General features: G+C 57.2%; 20 protein-coding genes. 16 read left to right on the top strand and 4 right to left on the bottom strand.

Going from position 1 to position 22,297, the window contains the following annotated elements; genetic code table 11:
* The first annotated feature begins 229 nt into the window (after nucleotides 1-229).
* Nucleotides 230-2,494: a 5-methyltetrahydropteroyltriglutamate--homocysteine S-methyltransferase gene (metE, locus tag KHQ28_RS25670; RefSeq protein WP_032418218.1), complete on the top strand. Its 2,265-nt coding sequence runs from the start codon at nucleotides 230-232 to the stop codon at nucleotides 2,492-2,494.
* Nucleotides 2,495-2,552: 58 nt separating this feature from the next.
* Here the strand turns inward: metE and KHQ28_RS25665 are convergent, their stop codons facing one another.
* Nucleotides 2,553-3,365: a dienelactone hydrolase family protein gene (locus KHQ28_RS25665; RefSeq protein WP_002883417.1), complete on the bottom strand. Its 813-nt coding sequence runs from the start codon at nucleotides 3,363-3,365 to the stop codon at nucleotides 2,553-2,555.
* Nucleotides 3,366-3,637: 272 nt separating this feature from the next.
* On the opposite strand from KHQ28_RS25665, the gene udp reads away from it, so the two are divergent.
* The 9 genes from udp (at nucleotide 3,638) to tatD (ending at nucleotide 11,604) form a co-directional block, all read left to right on the top strand.
* Nucleotides 3,638-4,399 carry a uridine phosphorylase gene (gene udp, locus KHQ28_RS25660; protein WP_004181652.1) on the top strand — a complete coding sequence of 254 codons (762 nt, stop codon included), beginning with the start codon at nucleotides 3,638-3,640 and terminating at the stop codon, nucleotides 4,397-4,399.
* 135 nt (nucleotides 4,400-4,534) lie between these two features.
* The gene (gene rmuC / locus KHQ28_RS25655; protein ID WP_002883420.1) at nucleotides 4,535-5,983 is read left to right on the top strand and encodes a DNA recombination protein RmuC; all 1,449 of its coding nucleotides are present in this window, start codon (nucleotides 4,535-4,537) and stop codon (nucleotides 5,981-5,983) included.
* Between the two features lie 70 nt (nucleotides 5,984-6,053).
* Complete coding sequence (gene ubiE / locus KHQ28_RS25650; protein ID WP_002883421.1) at nucleotides 6,054-6,809, top strand: bifunctional demethylmenaquinone methyltransferase/2-methoxy-6-polyprenyl-1,4-benzoquinol methylase UbiE; 756 nt, start codon at nucleotides 6,054-6,056, stop codon at nucleotides 6,807-6,809.
* Between the two features lie 13 nt (nucleotides 6,810-6,822).
* Nucleotides 6,823-7,428 carry an SCP2 domain-containing protein gene (locus tag KHQ28_RS25645; protein WP_002883422.1) on the top strand — a complete coding sequence of 202 codons (606 nt, stop codon included), beginning with the start codon at nucleotides 6,823-6,825 and terminating at the stop codon, nucleotides 7,426-7,428.
* Nucleotides 7,425-9,065 (top strand): ubiquinone biosynthesis regulatory protein kinase UbiB, encoded by a 1,641-nt coding sequence (ubiB, locus tag KHQ28_RS25640; RefSeq protein WP_004177924.1) that lies wholly within the window; start codon nucleotides 7,425-7,427, stop codon nucleotides 9,063-9,065. Before KHQ28_RS25645 ends, ubiB begins: the two co-directional genes overlap by 4 nt.
* A gap of 129 nt (nucleotides 9,066-9,194) precedes the next feature.
* On the top strand, nucleotides 9,195-9,446 hold the full coding sequence (tatA, locus tag KHQ28_RS25635; RefSeq protein ID WP_002883425.1) for a Sec-independent protein translocase subunit TatA: 252 nt from the start codon (nucleotides 9,195-9,197) through the stop codon (nucleotides 9,444-9,446).
* 3 nt (nucleotides 9,447-9,449) lie between these two features.
* Nucleotides 9,450-9,986 carry a Sec-independent protein translocase protein TatB gene (gene tatB / locus KHQ28_RS25630; protein ID WP_004181653.1) on the top strand — a complete coding sequence of 179 codons (537 nt, stop codon included), beginning with the start codon at nucleotides 9,450-9,452 and terminating at the stop codon, nucleotides 9,984-9,986.
* A 2-nt stretch (nucleotides 9,987-9,988) separates the two neighbouring features.
* Complete coding sequence (gene tatC, locus KHQ28_RS25625) at nucleotides 9,989-10,768, top strand: Sec-independent protein translocase subunit TatC (RefSeq protein ID WP_002883427.1); 780 nt, start codon at nucleotides 9,989-9,991, stop codon at nucleotides 10,766-10,768.
* 32 nt (nucleotides 10,769-10,800) lie between these two features.
* On the top strand, nucleotides 10,801-11,604 hold the full coding sequence (gene tatD, locus KHQ28_RS25620; protein WP_004146458.1) for a 3'-5' ssDNA/RNA exonuclease TatD: 804 nt from the start codon (nucleotides 10,801-10,803) through the stop codon (nucleotides 11,602-11,604).
* Here the strand turns inward: tatD and rfaH are convergent.
* On the bottom strand, nucleotides 11,601-12,089 hold the full coding sequence (gene rfaH / locus KHQ28_RS25615) for a transcription/translation regulatory transformer protein RfaH (RefSeq protein ID WP_002883430.1): 489 nt from the start codon (nucleotides 12,087-12,089) through the stop codon (nucleotides 11,601-11,603). The genes tatD and rfaH overlap by 4 nt on opposite strands.
* Nucleotides 12,090-12,267: 178 nt before the next feature.
* Between rfaH and ubiD the strand changes: the two genes are divergently transcribed.
* Both ubiD and fre read left to right on the top strand, forming a co-directional pair.
* Nucleotides 12,268-13,743: a 4-hydroxy-3-polyprenylbenzoate decarboxylase gene (gene ubiD, locus KHQ28_RS25610; RefSeq protein ID WP_009309755.1), complete on the top strand. Its 1,476-nt coding sequence runs from the start codon at nucleotides 12,268-12,270 to the stop codon at nucleotides 13,741-13,743.
* A 49-nt stretch (nucleotides 13,744-13,792) separates the two neighbouring features.
* Nucleotides 13,793-14,494, top strand: a complete 702-nt coding sequence (gene fre, locus KHQ28_RS25605) for an NAD(P)H-flavin reductase (RefSeq protein ID WP_002883448.1) — start codon at nucleotides 13,793-13,795, stop codon at nucleotides 14,492-14,494.
* Nucleotides 14,495-14,600: 106 nt separating this feature from the next.
* On the opposite strand, the gene fadA is transcribed toward fre, so the two are convergent.
* Together fadA and fadB are read right to left on the bottom strand one after the other, a co-directional pair.
* A complete protein-coding gene (gene fadA, locus KHQ28_RS25600; protein WP_004150456.1) occupies nucleotides 14,601-15,764 on the bottom strand; it encodes an acetyl-CoA C-acyltransferase FadA in 1,164 nt (387 codons plus the stop codon).
* Nucleotides 15,765-15,773: 9 nt separating this feature from the next.
* A complete protein-coding gene (gene fadB, locus KHQ28_RS25595; protein WP_032418217.1) occupies nucleotides 15,774-17,963 on the bottom strand; it encodes a fatty acid oxidation complex subunit alpha FadB in 2,190 nt (729 codons plus the stop codon).
* A gap of 191 nt (nucleotides 17,964-18,154) precedes the next feature.
* On the opposite strand from fadB, the gene pepQ reads away from it, so the two are divergent.
* From pepQ to hemG, 4 genes are read left to right on the top strand one after another with little or no spacing between them, the layout of a single operon-like run.
* Nucleotides 18,155-19,486 (top strand): Xaa-Pro dipeptidase, encoded by a 1,332-nt coding sequence (pepQ, locus tag KHQ28_RS25590; RefSeq protein ID WP_004152060.1) that lies wholly within the window; start codon nucleotides 18,155-18,157, stop codon nucleotides 19,484-19,486.
* Nucleotides 19,486-20,100, top strand: a complete 615-nt coding sequence (locus tag KHQ28_RS25585; RefSeq protein ID WP_032418215.1) for an IMPACT family protein — start codon at nucleotides 19,486-19,488, stop codon at nucleotides 20,098-20,100. Before pepQ ends, KHQ28_RS25585 begins: the two co-directional genes overlap by 1 nt.
* Before the next feature lie 38 nt (nucleotides 20,101-20,138).
* Nucleotides 20,139-21,590: a Trk system potassium transporter TrkH gene (gene trkH, locus KHQ28_RS25580; protein ID WP_002883450.1), complete on the top strand. Its 1,452-nt coding sequence runs from the start codon at nucleotides 20,139-20,141 to the stop codon at nucleotides 21,588-21,590.
* A gap of 11 nt (nucleotides 21,591-21,601) precedes the next feature.
* Nucleotides 21,602-22,135, top strand: a complete 534-nt coding sequence (gene hemG / locus KHQ28_RS25575; RefSeq protein WP_002883453.1) for a menaquinone-dependent protoporphyrinogen IX dehydrogenase — start codon at nucleotides 21,602-21,604, stop codon at nucleotides 22,133-22,135.
* Nucleotides 22,136-22,297: the final 162 nt, after the last annotated feature.

The raw sequence follows: 22,297 nt of genomic DNA, 5'->3' as shown, positions 1-22,297 counted from the left end.
CATGAGCAATTTGCGCTTGAGGAATATACAGTAACTGTCAATTATGGATGTGTAAACATCTGGACGTCTAAAACTCGTCATATTTCGACTTGCAGATGCGTTGGCTGCCTTGCTTACCCCAGTCACTTCCTTCAGTAAGCTCCTGGGGATGCGCATCGTTGCCGCCTTCCTGCAAGCCGAACTATTGAGAGTTTTTCTTCAGATTCAATGAAATAAGAGAGGAACAAAAATGACAATTATTAACCACACCCTCGGTTTTCCTCGCGTTGGCCTGCACCGCGAGCTGAAAAAAGCGCAAGAGAGCTACTGGGCGGGCAACGCCACTCGCGAGGAACTGCTGGCGGTAGGCCGTGAGCTGCGCGCCCGTCACTGGGAGCAGCAGAAACAGGCGGGCGTTGATCTGCTGCCGGTGGGGGATTTCGCCTGGTACGACCATGTTCTGACTACCAGCCTGCTGCTTGGCAACGTGCCGGCTCGTCATCAGAACAAAGACGGATCCATCGACATCGATACCCTGTTCCGCATTGGCCGCGGCCGCGCGCCGACTGGCGAACCGGCCGCCGCTGCGGAAATGACCAAATGGTTTAACACCAACTATCACTATATGGTGCCGGAGTTCGTGAAGGGCCAGCAGTTCAAACTGAGCTGGACCCAACTGCTGGATGAAGTAGACGAAGCGCTGGCGCTGGGCCACAAGATCAAGCCCGTGCTGCTGGGGCCGGTAACCTATCTGTGGCTGGGTAAAGTGAAAGGTGAACCGTTTGACCGCCTGACCCTGCTGAATACCATCCTGCCGGTTTACCAGCAGGTGCTGGCCGAACTGGCGAAGCGCGGTATCGATTGGGTGCAGATTGATGAACCGGCGCTGGTGCTGGAGCTGCCGCCAGCGTGGCTGGAGGCCTTTCAACCGGCTTATGACGCCCTGCAGGGCCAGGTGAAGCTGCTGCTGACTACCTATTTTGAAGGCGTTAGCGACAATCTCGCGACCATTGCTGCGCTACCGGTCCAGGGGCTGCACGTCGATCTGGTGCACGGCAAAGATGATGTTGCCGAACTGCACAACCGCCTGCCGGCCGACTGGCTGCTGTCCGCGGGCTTGATCAATGGGCGTAACGTCTGGCGCGCCGATCTCACCGAAAAGTATGCGCAAATTAAAGACCTCGTCGGTAAGCGCGAGCTATGGGTCGCGTCATCCTGCTCTCTGCTGCATAGCCCGATCGATCTGAGCGTGGAGACGCGCCTTGATGCGGAAGTGAAGAGCTGGTTTGCCTTCGCGCTGCAGAAATGCGGTGAGCTGGCGCTGCTGCGCGATGCGCTGAACAGCGGCGATACGGCGGCGATTACCGAGTGGAGCGCGCCAATCCAGGCCCGTCGCCATTCGACCCGCGTGCACAACGCGGAGGTGGAAAAACGGCTGGCGGCGATCACTGCTCAGGACAGCCAGCGCGCCAGCCCCTATGAGGTTCGCGCGCAGGCACAGCGCCAGCGCTTTAACCTGCCGAAATGGCCGACCACCACCATCGGGTCATTTCCGCAAACGACCGAGATCCGCGGCCTGCGCCTGAACTTCAAAAAGGGTAACCTTGACGCCAGTCATTATCGGACGGGGATTGCGGAACATATTAAGCAGGCGATCGTCGAGCAGGAGCGGTTAGGTTTAGACGTACTGGTGCACGGGGAGGCCGAGCGGAACGACATGGTGGAATACTTCGGCGAACATCTGGACGGTTTTATCTTCACGCAAAACGGCTGGGTGCAGAGCTATGGTTCCCGCTGCGTGAAGCCGCCGGTGGTGATCGGCGACGTCAGCCGTCCGCAGGCGATCACCGTCGACTGGGCGAAGTACGCGCAGTCGCTGACCGACAAGCCGGTGAAAGGGATGCTCACTGGACCGGTGACCATTCTGTGCTGGTCCTTCCCGCGGGAGGATGTCAGCCGTGAAACCATCGCGAAACAGATTGCGCTGGCCCTGCGTGATGAAGTGGCGGATCTGGAGGCGGCGGGGATCGGCATCATCCAGATTGATGAGCCGGCGCTGCGCGAAGGGTTACCGCTGAAGCGCAGCGACTGGGATGCCTATCTGCAGTGGGGTGTGGAAGCCTTCCGCCTTAATGCTGCGGTCGCCAAAGACGACACGCAGATCCATACTCACATGTGCTATTGCGAGTTCAATGACATCATGGACTCCATTGCCGCGCTGGACGCTGACGTGATCACCATTGAAACCTCGCGGTCCGATATGGAGCTGCTGGAGTCGTTCGAAGCGTTCGAGTACCCCAATGAGATCGGGCCGGGAGTATATGATATTCACTCGCCAAACGTGCCGAGCGTGGAGTGGATCGAAGCGCTGCTGAAGAAAGCTGCGCAGCGTATCCCGGTGGAGCGACTGTGGGTTAACCCGGACTGCGGCCTGAAAACTCGCGGCTGGCCGGAAACCCGCGCCGCGCTGGCGAATATGGTGCAAGCGGCGCGAAATCTGCGCCAGTCCGCCTAATCGTTACGCGAAAAATCAAAAAGGAGGCATTTGCCTCCTTTTTTCATGCTTAGGGCGATTAGCCTTTTTTACCGCCATACTGAGCAAACCAGGCGAGCATCCGCTGCCAGCCATCTTTGGCTGACTCTTCATGATAGCTGGCGCGATAGTCGGCATTAAAGGCATGATCGGCTTCGGGATAGACCACGATTTCCGCCGTGGCGTTGGCTGCCCGCAGCGCCTGACGCATAGTCTCGACGGTGTCCTGCGGAATGCTGGCGTCTTTAGCGCCGTACAGACCAAGCACCGGGGCGTTGAGATCGACGGCGATATCTACCGGGTGCTTCGGCGAATTCAGTGATTTTTCTCCCACCAGCTTACCGTACCAGGCCACCGCCGCTTTAAGCTGCGGGTTGTGCGCGGCATACAGCCAGGTAATGCGTCCGCCCCAGCAGAAGCCGGTGATCAGCAGACGATGGGCATCGCCGCCGTGGCGCGCCGCCCAGCTGGCGACGTGGTCGAGATCCGCCAGCACCTGCGCGTCCGGCACCTTGCTGACCAGCTCTTTGAACAGGGTCGGGATATCGTGGTACTCATTCGGATCGCCCTGACGGAAGTACAATTCAGGCGCGATAGCCAGATAGCCTTCCTGTGCCAGGCGGCGACAAAGATCGCGAATATGTTCATGCACGCCGAAAATTTCCTGTACCACGATAACGATCGGCAGCGGACCGTCGGCATTTTTCGGGCGGGCGTGGTAGGCCGGCATGTTTTCACCCTGAGAGGGAATCGACGTCTCTCCGGCGATAATATGCTCTTCCGGCGTATGAACGGCGGTTGCGGCGTGTGGTGAAGCTGCAGGTGCGAATCCAGGTTGCTTGGTGGTGGTCATGGTATTCTCCGTACCCTTATTTATTAGCGCATCAGTAACTATAGACCCTTTACCTTTAGTTCGGGCGGTAATAAAGCACAGTGCCTGAAAGCGGCTATCTTTTGTTCTGTGATGATGAATATAACTTGTTAATGTGATGTGTATCACTATTTACTGAAAAACAACTGCAATCATTATTGGTCTTGGTGACTATCATCACAAAATGTTGCCAGGGGCTTCTGTACAGTACCGTTTTGCTTCTGCTGATAATTCGACCCACAGAGGAGTTTTTTATGTCCAAGTCTGATGTTTTTCATCTCGGCCTCACCAAGAACGATTTACAAGGGGCTACGCTGGCTATCGTCCCTGGCGATCCGGAGCGTGTGGAAAAGATCGCCGCGCTGATGGATAAGCCGGTTAAACTGGCATCTCATCGCGAATTTACCTCCTGGCGCGCGGAGCTGGACGGCAAACCAGTGATCGTCTGCTCTACTGGCATCGGCGGCCCGTCGACTTCCATCGCCGTGGAAGAGCTGGCGCAGCTGGGGGTGCGTACCTTCCTGCGTATCGGCACCACCGGCGCGATTCAGCCACATATCAATGTTGGCGATGTACTGGTGACGACCGGTTCTGTCCGTCTGGACGGTGCCAGCCTGCACTTCGCGCCGATGGAGTTCCCGGCCGTCGCAGACTTCGCCTGTACCACCGCGCTGGTGGAAGCGGCGAAATCAATCGGCGCCACCACCCATATCGGCGTGACTGCCTCCTCGGATACCTTCTACCCGGGCCAGGAGCGTTACGACACCTTCTCCGGCCGCGTGGTGAGCCGCTTCAAGGGCTCAATGGAAGAGTGGCAGGCAATGGGCGTGATGAACTATGAAATGGAATCCGCCACGCTGCTGACCATGTGCGCCAGCCAGGGCCTGCGCGCCGGGATGGTGGCTGGGGTTATCGTGAACCGTACCCAGCAAGAGATCCCTAACGCCGAAACCATGAAGCAAACCGAAAGCCACGCGGTGAAAATCGTCGTGGAAGCGGCGCGTCGTCTGCTGTAATTCAACTCTTTCCCTGTCAGGCCGGATCCTCCGGCCTTTCTTTTTTGCGTCGCCTCTCGCAGGAAATTCCTTTTAAACTGGACGTTTGTACAGCACAATTCTATTTTGTGTCATCAGGTTATCGCAGGGGGCGTCGTGGATCTCTCCATTATTATCAGCGCGGTTATCGCACTGGCAGCCGGGTTAATGGTCGGCTGGCTGGCGACCAAAGCGCGCGCCGATCAAATTCGGGCCGATCTCATCGAGGAACGGCGAGAGTTGGATATTGAGCTGAGCGCCGCCCGCCAGCAACTGGCGCAGGAGGCCCACTGGCGTGAGGAGTGTGAGCTGCTGAACAACGAGCTGCGCAGCCTACGGGATATCAATACCTCGCTCGAGGCCGATCTCCGTGAGGTCACCACCCGGCTCGAATCCACCCAGCTGCATGCGGAAGATAAGATCCGCCAGATGATGAACAGCGAGCAGCGCCTTAGCGAGCAGTTTGAAAACCTCGCCAACCGTATTTTCGAACACAGCAACCGGCGGGTCGATGAGCAAAACCGCCAGAGCCTGCATGGCCTGCTGACGCCGCTACGCGAACAGCTGGACGGGTTCCGCCGCCAGGTGCAGGAGAGCTTTGGCCAGGAGGCGCGTGAAAGACATACCCTGGCGCATGAGATCCGCAATCTGCAGCAGTTGAACGCGCAGATGGCACAGGAGGCGCTGAACCTGACCAAAGCGCTGAAGGGGGATAACAAAACTCAGGGCAACTGGGGGGAAGTGGTCTTAACCCGCGTGCTGGAGGCCTCCGGCCTGCGCGAAGGCTATGAGTACCAGACTCAGGTCAGTATTGAGACCGACAACCGCTCGCGGATGCAGCCGGACGTTATCGTGCGCCTGCCGCAGGGTAAGGACGTGGTGATCGACGCCAAAATGACCCTGGTCGCCTATGAGCGCTATTTCAACGCCGAAGACGACTACACCCGCGAAGTCGCGCTGCAGGAACACCTTGCCTCGGTGCGTAACCATATTCGCCTGCTGGGACGCAAGGATTATCAACAGCTGCCTGGCCTGCGCTCGCTCGACTATGTGCTGATGTTTATTCCCGTTGAGCCGGCGTTCCTGCTGGCCATCGATCGCCAGCCTGAGCTCATCAGCGAGGCGTTGCAAAATAATATTATGCTGGTTAGCCCGACGACGCTGCTGGTAGCCCTGCGCACTATCGCCAATCTGTGGCGCTATGAGCACCAGAGTCGTAACGCGCAAAAGATTGCCGAGCGGGCGGGGCGCCTTTACGACAAAATGCGCCTGTTTGTGGATGATATGTCCGCCATCGGCCAGAGCCTGGATAAGGCGCAAGAGAGCTATCGCCAGGCGATGAAAAAGCTCGCTTCCGGGCGTGGCAATCTGCTGGCCCAGGCGGAGGCCTTTCGCGGCCTGGGCGTGGAGGTCAAGCGCGGGATTAATCCTGATTTAGTCGAACAAGCTACGGCTCAGGACGAGCAATATCGTCTCGAAGATGAGGATAACTTGCCGGAAAATGACGCATTTTCACCCGACTCTGCCGAGACGGTGCGTAGCCGGGAGGCGGCTCCGCCACGCTGAAACGTATGGGAAATGCGCTGAGTCTGATACACTCAGTGAACATTTTCTTGAAAAGCAAGCAGGCATAGAGATGGTTGAGGATTCACAAGAAACGACGCATTTTGGCTTTCAGACGGTCGCTAAAGAGCAGAAAGCAGATATGGTGGCGCATGTATTCCATTCTGTCGCCGCAAAATATGATGTGATGAACGACCTGATGTCGTTTGGGATCCATCGTTTGTGGAAGCGTTTCACCATCGACTGCAGCGGCGTACGTCGCGGGCAGACCGTGCTGGATCTGGCTGGTGGTACCGGTGATTTGACGGCCAAGTTCTCCCGCCTGGTAGGGGAAACCGGCCGCGTCATGCTTGCTGATATCAATGATTCTATGCTCAAAATGGGCCGCGAAAAGCTGCGCAATATCGGCATCGTAGGCAACGTTGAGTATGTTCAGGCCAACGCGGAAGCCCTGCCTTTTGCTGATAATACCTTTGACTGCATCACCATCTCTTTCGGTCTGCGTAACGTGACCGACAAAGAGAAAGCGCTGCGTTCGATGTACCGCGTGCTGAAGCCGGGCGGACGTCTACTGGTGCTGGAGTTTTCTAAACCCATTATCGAACCGCTGAGCAAAGCCTACGACGCTTACTCCTTCCATATCCTGCCGAAGGTGGGCGAGCTGGTGGCAAAGGATGGCGACAGCTATCGCTACCTGGCGGAATCTATTCGTATGCATCCGGACCAGGAAACCCTGAAAGGGATGATGCAGGATGCGGGCTTCGAAAACGTGGATTACTACAACCTGACGGCGGGTATCGTTGCTTTGCATCGCGGTTACAAGTTCTGACAGGAGGGACGCTATGCCTTTCACACCCCTGGTTACCGCTGGCATTGAAACGGCGCTGAATACTTTCCTCTGGCGCGACAAAGCGCTTAAACCCGCTCGTCAGCGCCTGCTGGGCAAGGTATTGCGGGTCCAGCTGCAGGATTTCGCCACGCCCGTGGTGCTGGTATTCAGCGAACGCCAGGTTGACGTCCTGAGCGCCTGGGACGGAGAGGCCGATTGCACCGTGATTACCCGGCTCAGCGTGCTGCCAAAACTGCGCAATCGTCAGCAGCTCACGGCGCTTATTCGCAGCGGTGATCTGGAAGTGCAGGGCGATCTGCAGGTGGTGCAGAATATGGTCTCCCTGTGCGACCTGGCAGAGTTTGATCCCGCTGAACTGCTGGCGCCCTATACCGGCGATATTGTGGCCGAAGGCGTCGGTAAAGTCCTGCGAGGCGGCGCTCAGTTTCTGCTGAAGGGCGCAGAGCGCCAGCAGCGCTATGTCGCGGAAGCGATCACTGAAGAGTGGCGCCTGGCGCCGGGGCCGCTGGAGCTGGCCTGGTTTGCTGAAGAGACAACGGCTATTGAGCGCGCGCTGGCCGCACTGGAAAAACGGCTGGAAACGCTGGAGGGCAAATGACGCCAGGAGAATTACGGCGCCTGTATTTCATCATCCACACCTTTTTGAGCTACGGGCTCGATGAGCTCATCCCCAAAATGCGGATCACGCTGCCGCTGCGTATCTGGCGGCGGATGCTGTTCTGGATGCCAAACCGCCATCAGGATCAGCCTCTTGGCGCCCGCCTTCGGCTGGCGCTCCAGGAGTTGGGGCCGGTGTGGATAAAATTCGGCCAGATGCTTTCCACCCGCCGGGATCTCTTTCCGCCGCATATTGCCGATCAGCTGGCGCTGTTGCAGGACCGCGTGGCGCCCTTTGAAGGGAAGCTCGCGCAGCAGCAGATAGAGAAAGCGATGGGGGGGCTGCCGGTCGAGACCTGGTTTGATGATTTCTCCGTTGAGCCGTTAGCCTCGGCGTCCATCGCCCAGGTGCATACCGCGCGTCTGAAGGAGAATGGCAAAGAGGTGGTGATCAAGGTTATCCGCCCGGATATTTTGCCGATCATTAAAGCGGACATGAAGCTCATCTACCGCCTGGCGCGCTGGGTACCGCGTCTGCTGCCTGACGGTCGCCGTCTGCGCCCGCAGGAGGTAGTTCGCGAATATGAAAAAACGCTGCTGGATGAGCTGAACCTGCTGCGGGAATCCGCCAACGCTATTCAGCTGCGGCGTAATTTCGAAGACAGCCCGATGCTGTACGTGCCGGAGGTGTACCCCGACTACTGTAGCGAAAGCATGATGGTAATGGAGCGTATTTACGGTATCCCGGTGTCCGATGTGGAGGCGCTGGAGGCCCAGGGCACCAATATGCAGCTGCTGGCGGAGCGGGGCGTGCAGGTCTTCTTCACCCAGGTGTTCCGCGACAGCTTCTTCCATGCCGATATGCATCCTGGCAACATATTCGTCAGCTACGAGCATCCGGAAGATCCGCAGTATATCGGCATCGACTGCGGTATTGTCGGCTCACTGAACAAAGAAGATAAGCGCTATCTGGCGGAAAACTTTATCGCCTTTTTCAACCGCGATTATCGTAAAGTTGCCGAGCTGCACGTCGATTCCGGTTGGGTTCCGCCCGATACCAACGTTGAAGAGTTTGAGTTCGCGATCCGCACGGTCTGCGAGCCGATCTTTGAGAAGCCGCTGGCGGAGATCTCCTTCGGCCACGTGCTGCTTAATCTGTTCAATACCGCGCGGCGTTTCAATATGGAAGTCCAGCCGCAGCTCGTTTTACTACAGAAGACATTACTTTACGTAGAAGGGGTAGGCCGGCAGCTCTATCCTCAGTTAGACTTGTGGAAAACGGCGAAGCCTTTCCTCGAGTCGTGGATCAAAGATCAGGTCGGCATTCCGGCGCTGGTGCGCGCGTTTAAAGACAAAGCGCCGTTCTGGATCGAAAGAATGCCGGAAATACCTGAGCTGGTGTATCAGAGCCTGCAGCAGAGCAAACAGCTGCAGACCAGCGTCGATACTATTGTGCGGGATATGCATGTGCGTCATGTGCGCCAGGGCCAATCCCGTTACCTGTTTGGTATAGGCGCGGTTTTATTGCTCAGTGGTACGCTGCTCTTTATCCATCGCCCTGAGTGGGGAATGATGCCCGGTTGGCTGATGGCCGGCGGTGTGGTGACCTGGCTTATTGGCTGGCGGAAAACCCACTGATCGGTTCGCCTCTTCATGACGCAGGCTTATTTGCGCAAAATCATGTCGGCGGCCTGACGAAGAGGCGGCTCGCAGGATGGCGTGTATAATGCGTCCACACAATTCATCATCTGTCATAGGGGAACGTGTATGGGTGGTATCAGTATTTGGCAGTTATTAATTGTTGTCGTCATCGTAGTTCTGCTTTTTGGGACGAAGAAGCTGAGCTCGCTGGGGTCTGACTTAGGGGCATCTATCAAAGGCTTTAAAAAAGCCATGAGTGATGATGATAAACCCGAAAAGTCGGCGCCAGACGCAGATTTCACGGCGAAAACCATCGCCGATAAACAGGATGATGCAAAAAAAGACGAGACAAAACGCCACGACAAAGAGCAGGTGTAACTCGTGTTCGATATTGGTTTTAGTGAACTACTGCTGGTGTTTGTGATTGGCCTCATTGTTCTGGGGCCACAGCGGCTTCCCGTAGCGGTTAAAACGGTAGTTGGCTGGATCCGTACGTTACGCTCGCTGGCGACCACGGTACAAAATGAGCTGGCCCAGGAGCTAAAACTGCAGGAGTTCCAGGAGAGCCTGAAGAAGGTGGAAAAGGCTAGCCTGAATAACCTGACGCCGGAGCTGAAAGCCTCGATGGATGAACTGCGCGAGGCCGCGGAGTCGATGAAGCGCTCCTATAGCGCCCACGATCCCGAAAAAGCCAGCGACGAAGCCAATACCATCCTTAATCCGGTGGTCAAAGGCAGCGAAGCGCAGCGCCAGGACGTCACGCCGGCGACGGCAGAACATCAGGCCAGCGCTCCGGCTCATGCGCCAGATCCCGTTGCCGACGAGCAATCTGCTTCACCGGCTGACCTTCAGGCAGAGAAAACGTCCGCTACGGCGGCAGCTCCCCATTCTTCCCCCGCATCGAGTGATAAACCGTAAACATGGGCGTAGACGATACACAACCGCTAATTTCGCATCTGATTGAGCTGCGCAAGCGTCTGCTCAACAGCATCATTGCTATTCTGGTGATCTTCCTGGCGCTGGTCTATTTCGCCAATGATATCTACCAGCTGGTCTCGGCCCCGCTTATCAGTAAGATGCCAGTGGGCGCGACGATGATCGCCACCGATGTCGCTTCACCTTTCTTTACGCCGATAAAGTTGACCTTCATGGTGTCGGTGATCCTGTCGGTGCCGATTATTCTTTACCAGGTATGGGCCTTCGTCGCGCCGGCGTTGTATAAGCACGAACGCCGGCTGGTGGTGCCTTTACTGGTATCCAGTACCCTGCTGTTCTATATCGGCATGGCTTTCGCCTATTTTGTCGTGTTTCCGCTGGCGTTCGGCTTCCTGACCCATGCGGCGCCGGAAGGGGTGCTGGTCTCGACCGATATTCGCAGCTATCTCGACTTCGTGATGGCGCTGTTTATGGCATTCGGGGTCTCCTTTGAGGTGCCGGTCGCCATTGTGTTGCTCTGCTGGATGGGCGTTACCACGCCGGAAGACTTGCGTAAAAAAAGGCCGTATGTGCTGGTGGGTGCCTTCGTGGTGGGCATGCTGCTGACGCCGCCGGACGTATTCTCGCAGACACTGCTGGCCATTCCGATGTACTGTCTGTTTGAAGTCGGGGTGTTCTTTGCCCGCTTCTACACCGGGAAGCGCCTGACGCGCGATGACGACGCCGCGGCCGAAGCTGAAGCCGCAGAGCACAGAGAAGAGTAATACCGCCAACCGCCCGTCAGGGCGGTTGGCATATGGGAGCGATCATGTTTGATATCGGCGTTAATCTGACCAGTTCGCAGTTTTCCCGCGATCATGATGAGGTAGTGGCGCGCGCCCTGGCTGCGGGGGTTAACGGCATGCTGCTGACCGGTACAAATTTGGCGGAGAGCCAGCAGGCGCAGAAACTGGCGAGCCGCTATTCCGGCTGCTGGTCCACGGCGGGGGTTCATCCCCATGACGGTAGCAGCTGGACGCCAGCGGTCGCCGAGGCGATTTATACCCTCGCCGGCGAGCCGCAGGTGGTGGCGATAGGCGAGTGCGGTCTGGATTTTAACCGGAATTTTTCCACGCCGCACGAGCAGGAGGTAGCGTTCAGCGCCCAGTTGGCGCTGGCCGCTGAGCTGTCGATGCCGGTGTTTTTGCACTGCCGCGACGCCCACGATCGGTTTCTGACGCTGCTTAAACCCTGGCTTGAGAAGATCCCGGGCGCGGTGCTGCACTGCTTTACCGGCAGCCGCAGCGAGGTGCAGGAATGCCTGGATCTGGGCCTGTTTATCGGTATTACCGGTTGGGTATGCGATGAGCGGCGGGGACTGGAGCTGCGCGAGCTGCTGCCGGCGATCCCGGCGGAACGTCTGCTGCTGGAGACCGATGCGCCTTATCTGCTGCCGCGCGACCTCAAGCCGAAACCGGCCTCGCGGCGTAACGAGCCCGCGTATTTGCCGCATATCCTGGCCAGCGTCGCGGCCTGGCGCGGCGAGGAGGCGCAATGGCTGGAGGCGCAAACGGACGCAAACGTCAGGGCGCTGTTTGGCGTTGACATTAACGGCGTTTAGATTTTCTGGAAGTCGGTATTTTTAACGCTCTGCAGGACTTGCTTATTCAGCAGGTTTAACAGCAACATAGAGCGCGCTTCGCCGTCGGGCTCGGTGAAGATCGCCTCCAGGCCTTCAAACGCGCCGTCGGTGATTAGCACGCTATCGCCCTCATGCGGCGTTTCCGGGTCGGTAATCCCTTCCGGTTTGTAGATAGAAAGCTGATGGATGACCGCCGAGGGGACGATAGCGGGTAGGGCGCCAAAGCGCACGAAGTTGTTAACCCCGCGAGTGGCGCTGATGGTGGTGGTATGAATCACCTCTGGATCGAACTCAATAAACAGGTAGTTCGGGAACAACGGTTCGCTGACCATGGTGCGTTTACCGCGAATGATTTTTTCCAGCGCAATCGTCGGCATCAGGCAGTTAACTGACTGACGTTCCAGATGTTCCTGGGCTCGTTGTAGCTGCCCACGTTTGCAATACAGTAAGTACCAGGCTTGCATAATGACTCATTCCACTTCTAATAACGGCAAGCATAACAAATGGCTGGTGTAATCGCGAAAGCCATTATAATTGAAATCCAAATTTCAGCGTTCTTTCACGCTAATTTAACAAAATTACAGCATCGCGCCGTCGAACACCGTATAATTAGCCGCCTGTAGAGAGGTCAATAACACTTCCATGAAATATCACGATCTTCGCGACTTTCTGACACTCCTGGAACAACAGGGCGAACTAAAACGTATCACTCTGCCGGTCGATCCTCACCTGGAAATCACCGAAATTGCCGACCGGACTCTGCGCGCCGGCGGCCCGGCGCTGCTGTTTGAGAATCCGAAAGGCTATACCATGCCGGTGCTGTGCAATCTGTTCGGCACGCCGCGTCGCGTGGCGTTGGGGATGGGGCAGGAGGATGTCAGTTCGCTGCGCGAGGTGGGTAAACTGTTGGCCTTTCTGAAAGAACCTGAGCCGCCAAAAGGCTTCCGCGACCTGTTTGATAAGCTGCCGCAGTTCAAGCAAGTGCTGAATATGCCGACCAAACGCCTGCGCGGCGCCCCCTGTCAGCAAAAAATCATCCAGGGCGATGATGTCGATCTGAACAAAATCCCGATTATGACCTGCTGGCCGGAAGATGCCGCGCCGCTGATCACCTGGGGGTTGACGGTAACCCGCGGGCCGCACAAAGAGCGGCAGAACCTGGGAATTTATCGCCAGCAGCTGATCGGCAAAAACAAACTGATTATGCGCTGGCTGTCTCATCGCGGCGGCGCGCTGGATTTCCAGGAGTGGTGCGCGGCGCGTCCGGGCGAACGCTTCCCGGTTTCCGTGGCGCTTGGCGCCGATCCGGCAACCATTCTTGGCGCGGTGACGCCGGTGCCCGATACCCTGTCGGAATATGCCTTTGCAGGCCTGCTGCGCGGCACCAAGACCGAAGTGGTTAAGTGCGTCTCCAATGACCTTGAAGTGCCGGCCAGCGCGGAAATTGTGCTAGAAGGCTACATTGAGGCCGGTGAAATGGCGCCGGAAGGCCCGTATGGCGACCACACCGGTTACTACAATGAAGTAGACCAGTTCCCGGTGTTTACGGTAACCCATATTACCCAGCGTGAAGACGCGATTTATCATTCTACCTATACCGGCCGACCGCCCGATGAGCCAGCGGTGCTGGGCGTGGCGCTGAATGAAGTCTTCGTCCCGATCCTGCAAAAGCAGTTCCCGGAAATCGTTGATTTCTATCTGCCGCCGGAAGGGTGCTCCTATCGCCTGGCGGTGGTGACCATGAAAAAACAGTACGCGGGACATGCCAAGCGCGTAATGATGGGCGTCTGGTCGTTCCTGCGCCAGTTTATGTACACCAAGTTCGTGATTGTCTGCGATGACGACGTCAATGCACGCGACTGGAACGATGTGATTTGGGCGATCACTACCCGTATGGACCCGGCTCGTGATACGGTACTGGTAGAGAATACGCCAATTGATTATCTGGATTTTGCCTCGCCGGTTTCCGGCCTGGGTTCAAAAATGGGGCTGGATGCCACCAATAAATGGCCTGGCGAAACCCAGCGTGAATGGGGTCGCCCAATCAAAAAAGATCCTGCCGTTACGGCGCGTATTGACGCCATCTGGGATGAACTGGCCATCTTTAAACAACAGTAAGCGGGGCTAACGCCGCTGTTTTGCTCTATTGACCCGACAGAGGGGACGCATGACAACCTTAAGCTGTAAAGTGACCTCGGTGGAGGCGATTACCGATACCGTATATCGTGTTCGATTAGTGCCGGAAGCGGCATTTTCCTTCCGTGCCGGCCAGTATCTGATGGTGGTAATGGATGAGCGCGACAAGCGCCCGTTCTCCATGGCTTCCACGCCGGCGGAACAGGAATTTATCGAGCTGCATATCGGCGCCTCGGAGCTCAATCTGTACGCGATGGCGGTCATGGATCGCATTCTGAAAGAGCGTGAAATTGAGGTTGATATTCCGCATGGCGAAGCGTGGCTGCGCGATGACGAAGATCGCCCGCTGATTCTGATCGCCGGCGGTACCGGATTCTCTTATGTGCGTTCTATTCTGTTAAGCGCGCTGGCGCGTAACCCGGATCGCGATATTGCCATTTATTGGGGCGGCCGCGAGGCTAAGCATCTGTACGATCTGGCCGAGCTGGAAGCGTTAAGCATCAAGCATCCGAATCTGCGCATCGAGCCGGTGGTTGAACAGCCGGAAGAAGGGTGGCGTGGTCGCTCCGGTACGGTACTCACCGCCGTGCTGCAGGATTACGGTACGCTGGCCGAGCATGACATCTACATTGCCGGTCGTTTTGAGATGGCCAAGATCGCTCGCGACCTGTTCTGTAATGAGCGCGGCGCGCGTGAAGATCGCCTGTTTGGCGATGCGTTTGCGTTTATCTGAAAATAAAAAACCCGCCCCTGACAGGCGGGAAGAACGGCAACTAAACCTGCTCTCTTCGCCATAGCCGCCAGGTTCTGGTGGCAATGGCGTTGAGATACCCTTTCGCTTAAACCCGCTCAAACACGGTAGCGATCCCTTGTCCCAGGCCGATACACATGGTGGCGAGGCCGAACTGAGCGTCTTTGCGCTCCATCTGGTTGATCAACGTGGTGCTAATGCGCGCCCCGGAGCAGCCCAGCGGATGACCGAGCGCGATCGCCCCGCCGTTGAGGTTGATCTTCTCATCGATCTGCTCCATTAAGCCCAGATCTTTAATACACGGTAGGATCTGCGCGGCAAATGCTTCATTCATTTCAAAAACGTCGATATCACTGGTGGATAAGCCCGCTTTTTTCAGCGCCAGCTTTGAGGCCGGAACCGGGCCATAACCCATAATGGACGGGTCGCAGCCGACCACCGCCATTGAACGGACGCGAGCGCGCGGCTTCAGCCCCAGCTCGCGAGCGCGGCTTTCGCTCATCAGCAGCATCGCCGCTGCGCCATCGGAAAGGGCGGAAGAGGTACCCGCCGTTACCGTACCGGTCACCGGGTCAAACGCCGGTTTAAGCGTGGACAGCGTCTCGACGGTGGTTTCCGGGCGGATCACCTCGTCATAGTTAAAGGACTTGAGTACGCCATCGGCATCGTGGCCGCCGGTGGGGATAATCTCCGCTTTGAATGCGCCGGACTGGGTTGCGGCCCAGGCACGAGCGTGAGAGCGCGCGGCGAACTGATCCTGCATCTCGCGGCTAATACCGTGCAGACGCGCCAGCATCTCCGCAGTCAGCCCCATCATCCCTGCCGCCTTTGCCACGTTGCGGCTGAGGCCCGGATGGAAATCGACGCCGTGGCTCATTGGCACATGGCCCATGTGCTCGACGCCGCCAATCAGGCAGACGCTGGCATCGCCGGTCATGATCATACGGGCCGCATCGTGCAGCGCCTGCATGGAAGAACCGCACAGACGGTTGACCGTATTTGCTGGTACCGAATGCGGGATCTCCGCCAGCAGCGCCGCGTTTCGGGCGATGTTAAAACCCTGCTCGAGGGTTTGCTGCACGCAACCCCAGTAGATATCGTCTATCGCGCTTGCCTCAAGCGACGGATTGCGCGACAGCAGGCTACGCATCAGGTGCGCGGAGAGGTCTTCCGCGCGCACGTGGCGAAATGCGCCGCCCTTCGAACGGCCCATCGGGGTGCGAATTGCATCGACAATGACAACCTGTTCCATTGTGACTCCTTAAGCCGTTTTCAGAGCGCCAACCGGACGGGCTGGCTCTACCTGGGGATAATACGCTTCGTTATGGCGCGCTTTGTCACGCAGACCGGCTGGCACTTCATACAGCGGGCCAAGGTGCTGGTATTGCTGCGCCATATCGAGATACTTCGCGCTGCCGATGGTGTCCAGCCAGCGGAATGCGCCGCCGTGGAACGGAGGGAAGCCCAGGCCGTATACCAGCGCCATATCCGCTTCCGCCGGGCTGGCGATAATGCCTTCTTCCAGGCAGCGGACAACTTCGTTAACCATGGGGATCATCATGCGGGCGATAATCTCTTCATCGCTGAAATCGCGCTTCGGCTGGCTGACGTCGGCCAGCAGGCTGTCGACGGCAGCATCTTCTTCTTTCTTCGGCTTACCTTTGCTGTCGTCTTTATAGCGCCAGAAGCCGAGGCCGTTCTTCTGGCCGAAACGGTTGGCGTCAAACAGGGCGTCGATGGCGTCGCGATAATCTTTCTGCATCCGCTGCGGGAAGCCCGCCGCCATGACCGCCTGAGCATGGTGCGCGGTATCGATGCCGACCACGTCCAGCAGATAAGCCGGGCCCATCGGCCAGCCAAACTGTTTCTCCATCACTTTGTCGACTTTGCGGAAGTCCGCCCCGTCGCGCAGCAGCTGGCTGAAGCCGGCGAAGTAGGGGAACAGTACCCGGTTGACGAAGAAGCCGGGACAATCATTCACCACAATCGGCGTTTTGCCCATTTTGCTGGCCCAGGCCACCACTTTGGCAATGGTATTATCCGAGGTTTTTTCGCCGCGGATCACTTCAACCAGCGGCATGCGATGCACCGGGTTAAAGAAGTGCATACCGCAGAAGTTTTCCGGGCGCTGCAGAACGCTGGCCAGCTCGCTGATAGGGATCGTTGAGGTGTTGGACGCCAGCACGGTATCCGGGCGCACTTTTGTCTCGGTTTCCGCTAGTACGGCTTTCTTCACTTTCGGGTTTTCGACCACCGCTTCCACAACCACGTCGACGCGATCAAAACCGCTGTATTCCAGGCTTGGCTGAATGGTGCTAATCACTCCGGCCAGCTTCAGACCGTCGATTTTGCCGCGTTCCAGCTGTTTATTCAGCAGTTTCGCCGCTTCGGTCATGCCCAGGGTCAGCGATTTGTCGCTGATGTCTTTCATCACCACCGGCACGCCCTTCCAGGCCGACTGGTAAGCGATACCGCCGCCCATAATGCCAGCGCCCAGGACGGCAGCATGCTTCGGCGTCTCGACATCTTTGGTCAGCTTTTTCGCTTTCGCTTTGACGTACTGGTCGTTCAGGAAGATACCAACCAGCGCGCGGGCCTCATTGGTATGGGCCAGCGGGACAAAGCTTTTATTTTCCAGCACCAGGGCTTCTTCACGACCAAGACGCGCGGCGGCTTCAATGGTTTTGACCGCGGTGATCGGCGCCGGGTAATGCTTCCCGGCGGTTTGCGCGACCATGCCTTTGGCAATCGTGAAGCTCATAGCGGCTTCAATTTTGCTGAGCTTCAGCGGCTCCAGCTTCGGCTGACGTTTCGCTTTCCAGTCCAGGTCGCCATTCATGGCCTGACGTAGGATCGCCAGCGCGCCGTCGCGTAGTTTTTCCGCAGCGACCACGCCATCCACCAGGCCGATTTTCAGTGCTTGATCGGCGCCGACGTCTTTCCCGGCGGCAATAATTTCCAGCGCGCTATCGGCGCCGAGCAGGCGCGGCAGACGCACGGAACCGCCGAAGCCCGGCATAATGCCGAGCTTGGTTTCTGGCAGCCCAATGCGCAGGTCCGGCGTCGCCAGGCGGTAATCGGTCGCCAGCACACATTCGCAACCGCCGCCCAGCGCATAGCCATTGACGGCAGAGATAGTGGGGACGGGGAGATCTTCCAGACGATTGAAGACGCTGTTAGCAAAATGCAGCCACTGGCTTAACTGCTCCTCAGGGACCAGGAACAGCGAGAGGAATTCGGTGATATCCGCGCCGACGATAAATGCCGCTTTTTCAGAGCGCAGCAGCAGACCTTTGAGATCGCTTTGTTTTTCCAGTACGTCCAGCGCATGACCAAGGCTGGCTACGGTTGCGGTATCAAGCTTGTTGACCGAACCTGGGGCATCGAACACCAGTTCGGCGATGCCATCTTCCAGCCAGTCGAGGTACAGGGTGTCGCCTTTGTAGAGCATGTCAGTCTCCTGAATCCAGCAATATGATCTGGTCATACCAGATGAAACGGAGTGTGGAATTTATGTTAAAGAATTGCAAATTAGTCTTTAAATAATTGCTGGTCGGATCACATCCGGCGGAAATCACCCGCACGCAGGTCGATGTGCTAAGATGCGGTGTATCACGATCCCATAAAAGCAAAGGATAAAAGATGGAATCCCTGGCCGCGCTCTATAAAAATCATATTGTTACCCTACAAGAACGTACCCGCGACGTCCTGGCCCGTTTTCAAATGGATGCTCTGCTGATTCACTCCGGCGAGCTGGTTAACGTCTTCCTTGATGACCATCCGTACCCGTTCAAGGTCAATCCGCAGTTCAAAGCCTGGGTGCCTGTGACTCAGGTGCCTAACTGCTGGCTGCTGGTGGACGGTGTGAATAAACCGAAGCTGTGGTTCTATCTGCCGGTAGATTACTGGCATAACGTTGAGCCGTTGCCAACCTCTTTCTGGACCGAAGAGATAGACGTGATCGCGCTACCGAAGGCCGATGGCATCGGCAGCCAGCTGCCTGCCGCTCGCGGTAATATTGGCTATATCGGCCCGGTGCCTGAGCGCGCGCTGGGCCTGGGTATCGCCGCGGATAAGATCAACCCGAAAGGGGTTATCGACTACCTGCATTACTACCGGGCTTACAAAACCGATTACGAGCTGGCCTGCATGCGTGAAGCGCAGAAGTCGGCGGTGAATGGTCATCGTGCGGCCTACGAAGCTTTCCAGTCGGGGATGAGCGAATTCGATATCAACCAGGCCTATCTCACCGCCACCGGCCATCGTGATACCGACGTGCCTTACAGCAATATTGTCGCTCTGAATGAGCATGCCTCCGTCCTGCACTACACCAAACTGGACCATCGTGCCCCGGCGGAGATGCGCAGTTTCCTGCTCGACGCCGGTGCGGAATATAACGGCTATGCCGCAGATCTGACGCGCACCTGGGCGGCGCACGGCGATAACGACTTTGCCCATCTGATCAAAGACGTTAACGATGAGCAGCAGGCGCTGATTAGTACCATGAAGGCCGGTACCAGTTACATTGATTACCATATCCAGTTCCATCAGCGTATCGCGAAGCTGTTGCGTAAACACCAGTTGGTTACCGACATGAGCGAAGAGGCGATGGTGGAGAATGACCTGACCGGGCCGTTTATGCCGCACGGGATTGGCCATCCGCTGGGTCTGCAGGTGCATGATGTCGCTGGCTTTATGCAGGATGACACCGGTACGCATCTGGCGGCGCCGTCGAAATACCCGTATCTGCGCTGCACCCGTATTATCGAGCCGCGGATGGTGTTAACTATTGAACCCGGCATCTACTTCATCGAGTCGTTACTGGCGCCGTGGCGTGAAGGCCCGTTCAGCAAGCACTTTAACTGGCAAAAAATTGACGCCATGAAGCCGTTCGGTGGGATCCGTATCGAAGATAACGTGGTGATTCACGAAAACAGTATCGAAAATATGACGCGCGATCTGAAGCTGGCCTGATGGAGAGCTGGTTAATCCCGGCGGCGCCGGTTACCGTCGTTGAGGAGATTAAAAAAAGCCGTTTTATCACGCTGTTGGCGCATACCGACGGCGTGGCGGCGGCAAAAGCTTTTGTCGAGTCCGTCAGAACGGATCACCCTGATGCCCGCCACCACTGCGTGGCGTGGGTCGCGGGGCCGCCTGATGATTCGCAACAGCTGGGGTTTTCAGACGATGGCGAACCGGCGGGAACGGCGGGTAAACCGATGCTGGCGCAGCTGATGGGAAGCGGCGTCGGCGAGATAACCGCTGTCGTCGTGCGTTACTACGGTGGTATCCTGCTGGGCACCGGCGGTCTGGTTAAGGCCTATGGCGGCGGGGTGCATCAGGCGCTGGCGCAGCTGACGACGCTGCGCAAGACGCCGTTAACGGCATATACTTTGCAGTGTGAGTATGGGCAACTGGCCGGCGTCGAAGCGCTGCTCACCCAATTCTCCGGAAACGTCGTTGAAAGCGAATATCTGGCGTCAGTTCGGCTGCGCGTGGCGCTTCCCCAGGCCGAAGTGGCGGCTTTTTCAGCAAGACTGGCTGATTTTAGTCGTGGTTCATTGCAATTACTGAAGATTAACGAATAATCCCCTCTGTTTTTTGCCTATCAAAGGAAGCGCCAGAGATGCATTTTCGCGCCATAACCCGAATCGTTGGACTGCTGGTCATCTTGTTTTCGGGGACGATGATCGTCCCGGGATTAGTGGCCCTGATATATCGCGATGGCGCGGGACGGGCCTTCACTCAAACCTTCTTTGTCGCTCTGGCGATCGGCTCCATGCTGTGGTGGCCGAACCGTAAGCAAAAAGGCGAACTGAAATCTCGTGAAGGGTTTCTGATCGTGGTGCTGTTCTGGACCGTGCTGGGGAGCGTGGGGGCCTTGCCCTTTATCTTCTCCGAACAGCCGAACCTGACGGTGACGGATGCCTTCTTCGAGTCATTTTCCGGCCTGACGACGACCGGGGCGACCACTCTGGTGGGGCTGGACTCGCTTCCGCACGCTATCCTCTTTTATCGCCAGATGCTGCAGTGGTTCGGCGGCATGGGGATCATTGTGCTGGCGGTAGCGATTCTGCCTATCCTCGGCGTCGGGGGGATGCAGCTCTACCGCGCGGAAATGCCCGGCCCGCTGAAGGATAACAAGATGCGTCCGCGTATTGCCGAGACGGCGAAGACATTGTGGCTCATCTATGTGTTACTCACGATCGCCTGCGCATTGGCGCTCTGGTTTGCCGGTATGCCGGCGTTCGATGCGATCGGGCACAGTTTCGCCACCATCGCCATCGGCGGTTTCTCGACTCACGATGCCAGCGTCGGCTATTTCAACAGCCCGATGATCAACTCCATCATTGCCATCTTCCTGCTGATCTCCGGCTGTAATTACGGTCTGCATTTTTCGTTGTTGAGCGGACGCAGCCTGAAGGTGTACTGGCGCGACCCCGAATTTAGGATGTTCATTGGCGTCCAGTTGACGCTGGTCATCGTCTGTACGCTGGTGCTATGGCTTCATAACGTGTACGGCTCGGTGTTGACGACGCTGAACCAGGCGTTTTTCCAGGTGGTGTCGATGGCGACCACCGCGGGGTTCACCACCGATAGCATTGCACGCTGGCCGCTGTTCCTTCCGGTGCTGTTGCTGTGCTCCGCATTTATCGGCGGCTGCGCTGGCTCCACGGGCGGTGGATTAAAAGTGATCCGTATCTTGTTGCTGTTCAAGCAGGGCAACCGTGAGCTGAAGCGGCTGGTGCACCCGAATGCTGTGTATAGCATTAAATTAGGTAACCGCGCGCTGCCGGAACGTATTCTGGAAGCGGTATGGGGATTCTTCTCCGCCTATGCGCTGGTCTTTATCATTAGTATGCTGGCGATTATCGCCACCGGGGTGGATGACTTCTCTGCTTTCGCCTCCGTGGTGGCGACATTGAACAACCTCGGGCCTGGGCTCGGCGTCGTCGCGGATAACTTTGCCACCATGAACCCGGTCGCGAAATGGATCCTGATTGCTAATATGCTGTTTGGTCGTCTGGAAGTGTTCACCTTACTGGTGCTCTTTACCCCCACTTTCTGGCGCGAATAACAGGAGTGCTCGTGAAAACTTTAATTCTCTTCTCCACCCGCGACGGGCAGACCCGTGAAATCGCTTCGTTTCTCGCCTCTGAGCTTAAAGAGCTGGGCATCGATGCGGACACCCTGAACCTGAACCGTACCGATGTCGTCGAATGGCATCACTACGATCGGGTGGTCATTGGCGCGTCGATTCGCTACGGGCACTTTCATCCGGCGGTGGACCGCTTTGTGAAAAAGCATCTGGCAGCATTGCAGGCGCTGCCGGGGGCATTCTTTTCGGTTAACCTGGTGGCGCGTAAACCCGAGAAGCGCACGCCGCAGACCAACAGCTATACGCGTAAGTTTCTGCTGAACTCGCCGTGGCAGCCGCAGAGCTGCGCGGTATTTGCCGGCGCGCTGCGCTACCCGCGCTACAGCTGGTACGATCGGTTTATGATCCGCCTGATTATGAAAATGACCGGGGGTGAAACGGATACCCGCAAAGAAGTGGTCTATACCGACTGGCAACAGGTATCCCGGTTTGCTCGGGAAATCGCACAAATGGCGCGCAAATAGCGCGTAAAACTCGCGTTGTGATGGAAAATCGAGCGAACGAAAAGTTTTTTTGCATTTCCCCTTGTCACCTCAGAATTACTCCCTATAATGCGCCTCCACTGACACGGAACAACGGCAAACAAGCCGCCGGGTCAGCGGGGTTCCGGTGAGAACCTCGCAGAG

Origin of the sequence: Klebsiella sp. 28, from assembly GCF_018223905.1 — a bacterium.
Classification (GTDB): domain Bacteria; phylum Pseudomonadota; class Gammaproteobacteria; order Enterobacterales; family Enterobacteriaceae; genus Klebsiella; species Klebsiella pneumoniae.
Note: the sequence above shows the minus strand (reverse complement) of the source record. Positions and strands in the feature narration are given on the sequence as shown.

Coding starts and splice junctions, on each gene's coding strand:
- tatC (WP_002883427.1), top strand. CDS start 9,989: ATGGGCGTAGACGATACACAACCGCTAATTTCGCATCTGATTGAGCTG.
- rfaH (WP_002883430.1), bottom strand. CDS start 12,089: ATGCAAGCCTGGTACTTACTGTATTGCAAACGTGGGCAGCTACAACGA.
- tatA (WP_002883425.1), top strand. CDS start 9,195: ATGGGTGGTATCAGTATTTGGCAGTTATTAATTGTTGTCGTCATCGTA.
- fre (WP_002883448.1), top strand. CDS start 13,793: ATGACAACCTTAAGCTGTAAAGTGACCTCGGTGGAGGCGATTACCGAT.
- ubiE (WP_002883421.1), top strand. CDS start 6,054: ATGGTTGAGGATTCACAAGAAACGACGCATTTTGGCTTTCAGACGGTC.
- udp (WP_004181652.1), top strand. CDS start 3,638: ATGTCCAAGTCTGATGTTTTTCATCTCGGCCTCACCAAGAACGATTTA.
- trkH (WP_002883450.1), top strand. CDS start 20,139: ATGCATTTTCGCGCCATAACCCGAATCGTTGGACTGCTGGTCATCTTG.
- ubiD (WP_009309755.1), top strand. CDS start 12,268: ATGAAATATCACGATCTTCGCGACTTTCTGACACTCCTGGAACAACAG.
- KHQ28_RS25645 (WP_002883422.1), top strand. CDS start 6,823: ATGCCTTTCACACCCCTGGTTACCGCTGGCATTGAAACGGCGCTGAAT.
- metE (WP_032418218.1), top strand. CDS start 230: ATGACAATTATTAACCACACCCTCGGTTTTCCTCGCGTTGGCCTGCAC.
- ubiB (WP_004177924.1), top strand. CDS start 7,425: ATGACGCCAGGAGAATTACGGCGCCTGTATTTCATCATCCACACCTTT.
- fadB (WP_032418217.1), bottom strand. CDS start 17,963: ATGCTCTACAAAGGCGACACCCTGTACCTCGACTGGCTGGAAGATGGC.
- pepQ (WP_004152060.1), top strand. CDS start 18,155: ATGGAATCCCTGGCCGCGCTCTATAAAAATCATATTGTTACCCTACAA.
- KHQ28_RS25585 (WP_032418215.1), top strand. CDS start 19,486: ATGGAGAGCTGGTTAATCCCGGCGGCGCCGGTTACCGTCGTTGAGGAG.
- tatD (WP_004146458.1), top strand. CDS start 10,801: ATGGGAGCGATCATGTTTGATATCGGCGTTAATCTGACCAGTTCGCAG.
- fadA (WP_004150456.1), bottom strand. CDS start 15,764: ATGGAACAGGTTGTCATTGTCGATGCAATTCGCACCCCGATGGGCCGT.
- KHQ28_RS25665 (WP_002883417.1), bottom strand. CDS start 3,365: ATGACCACCACCAAGCAACCTGGATTCGCACCTGCAGCTTCACCACAC.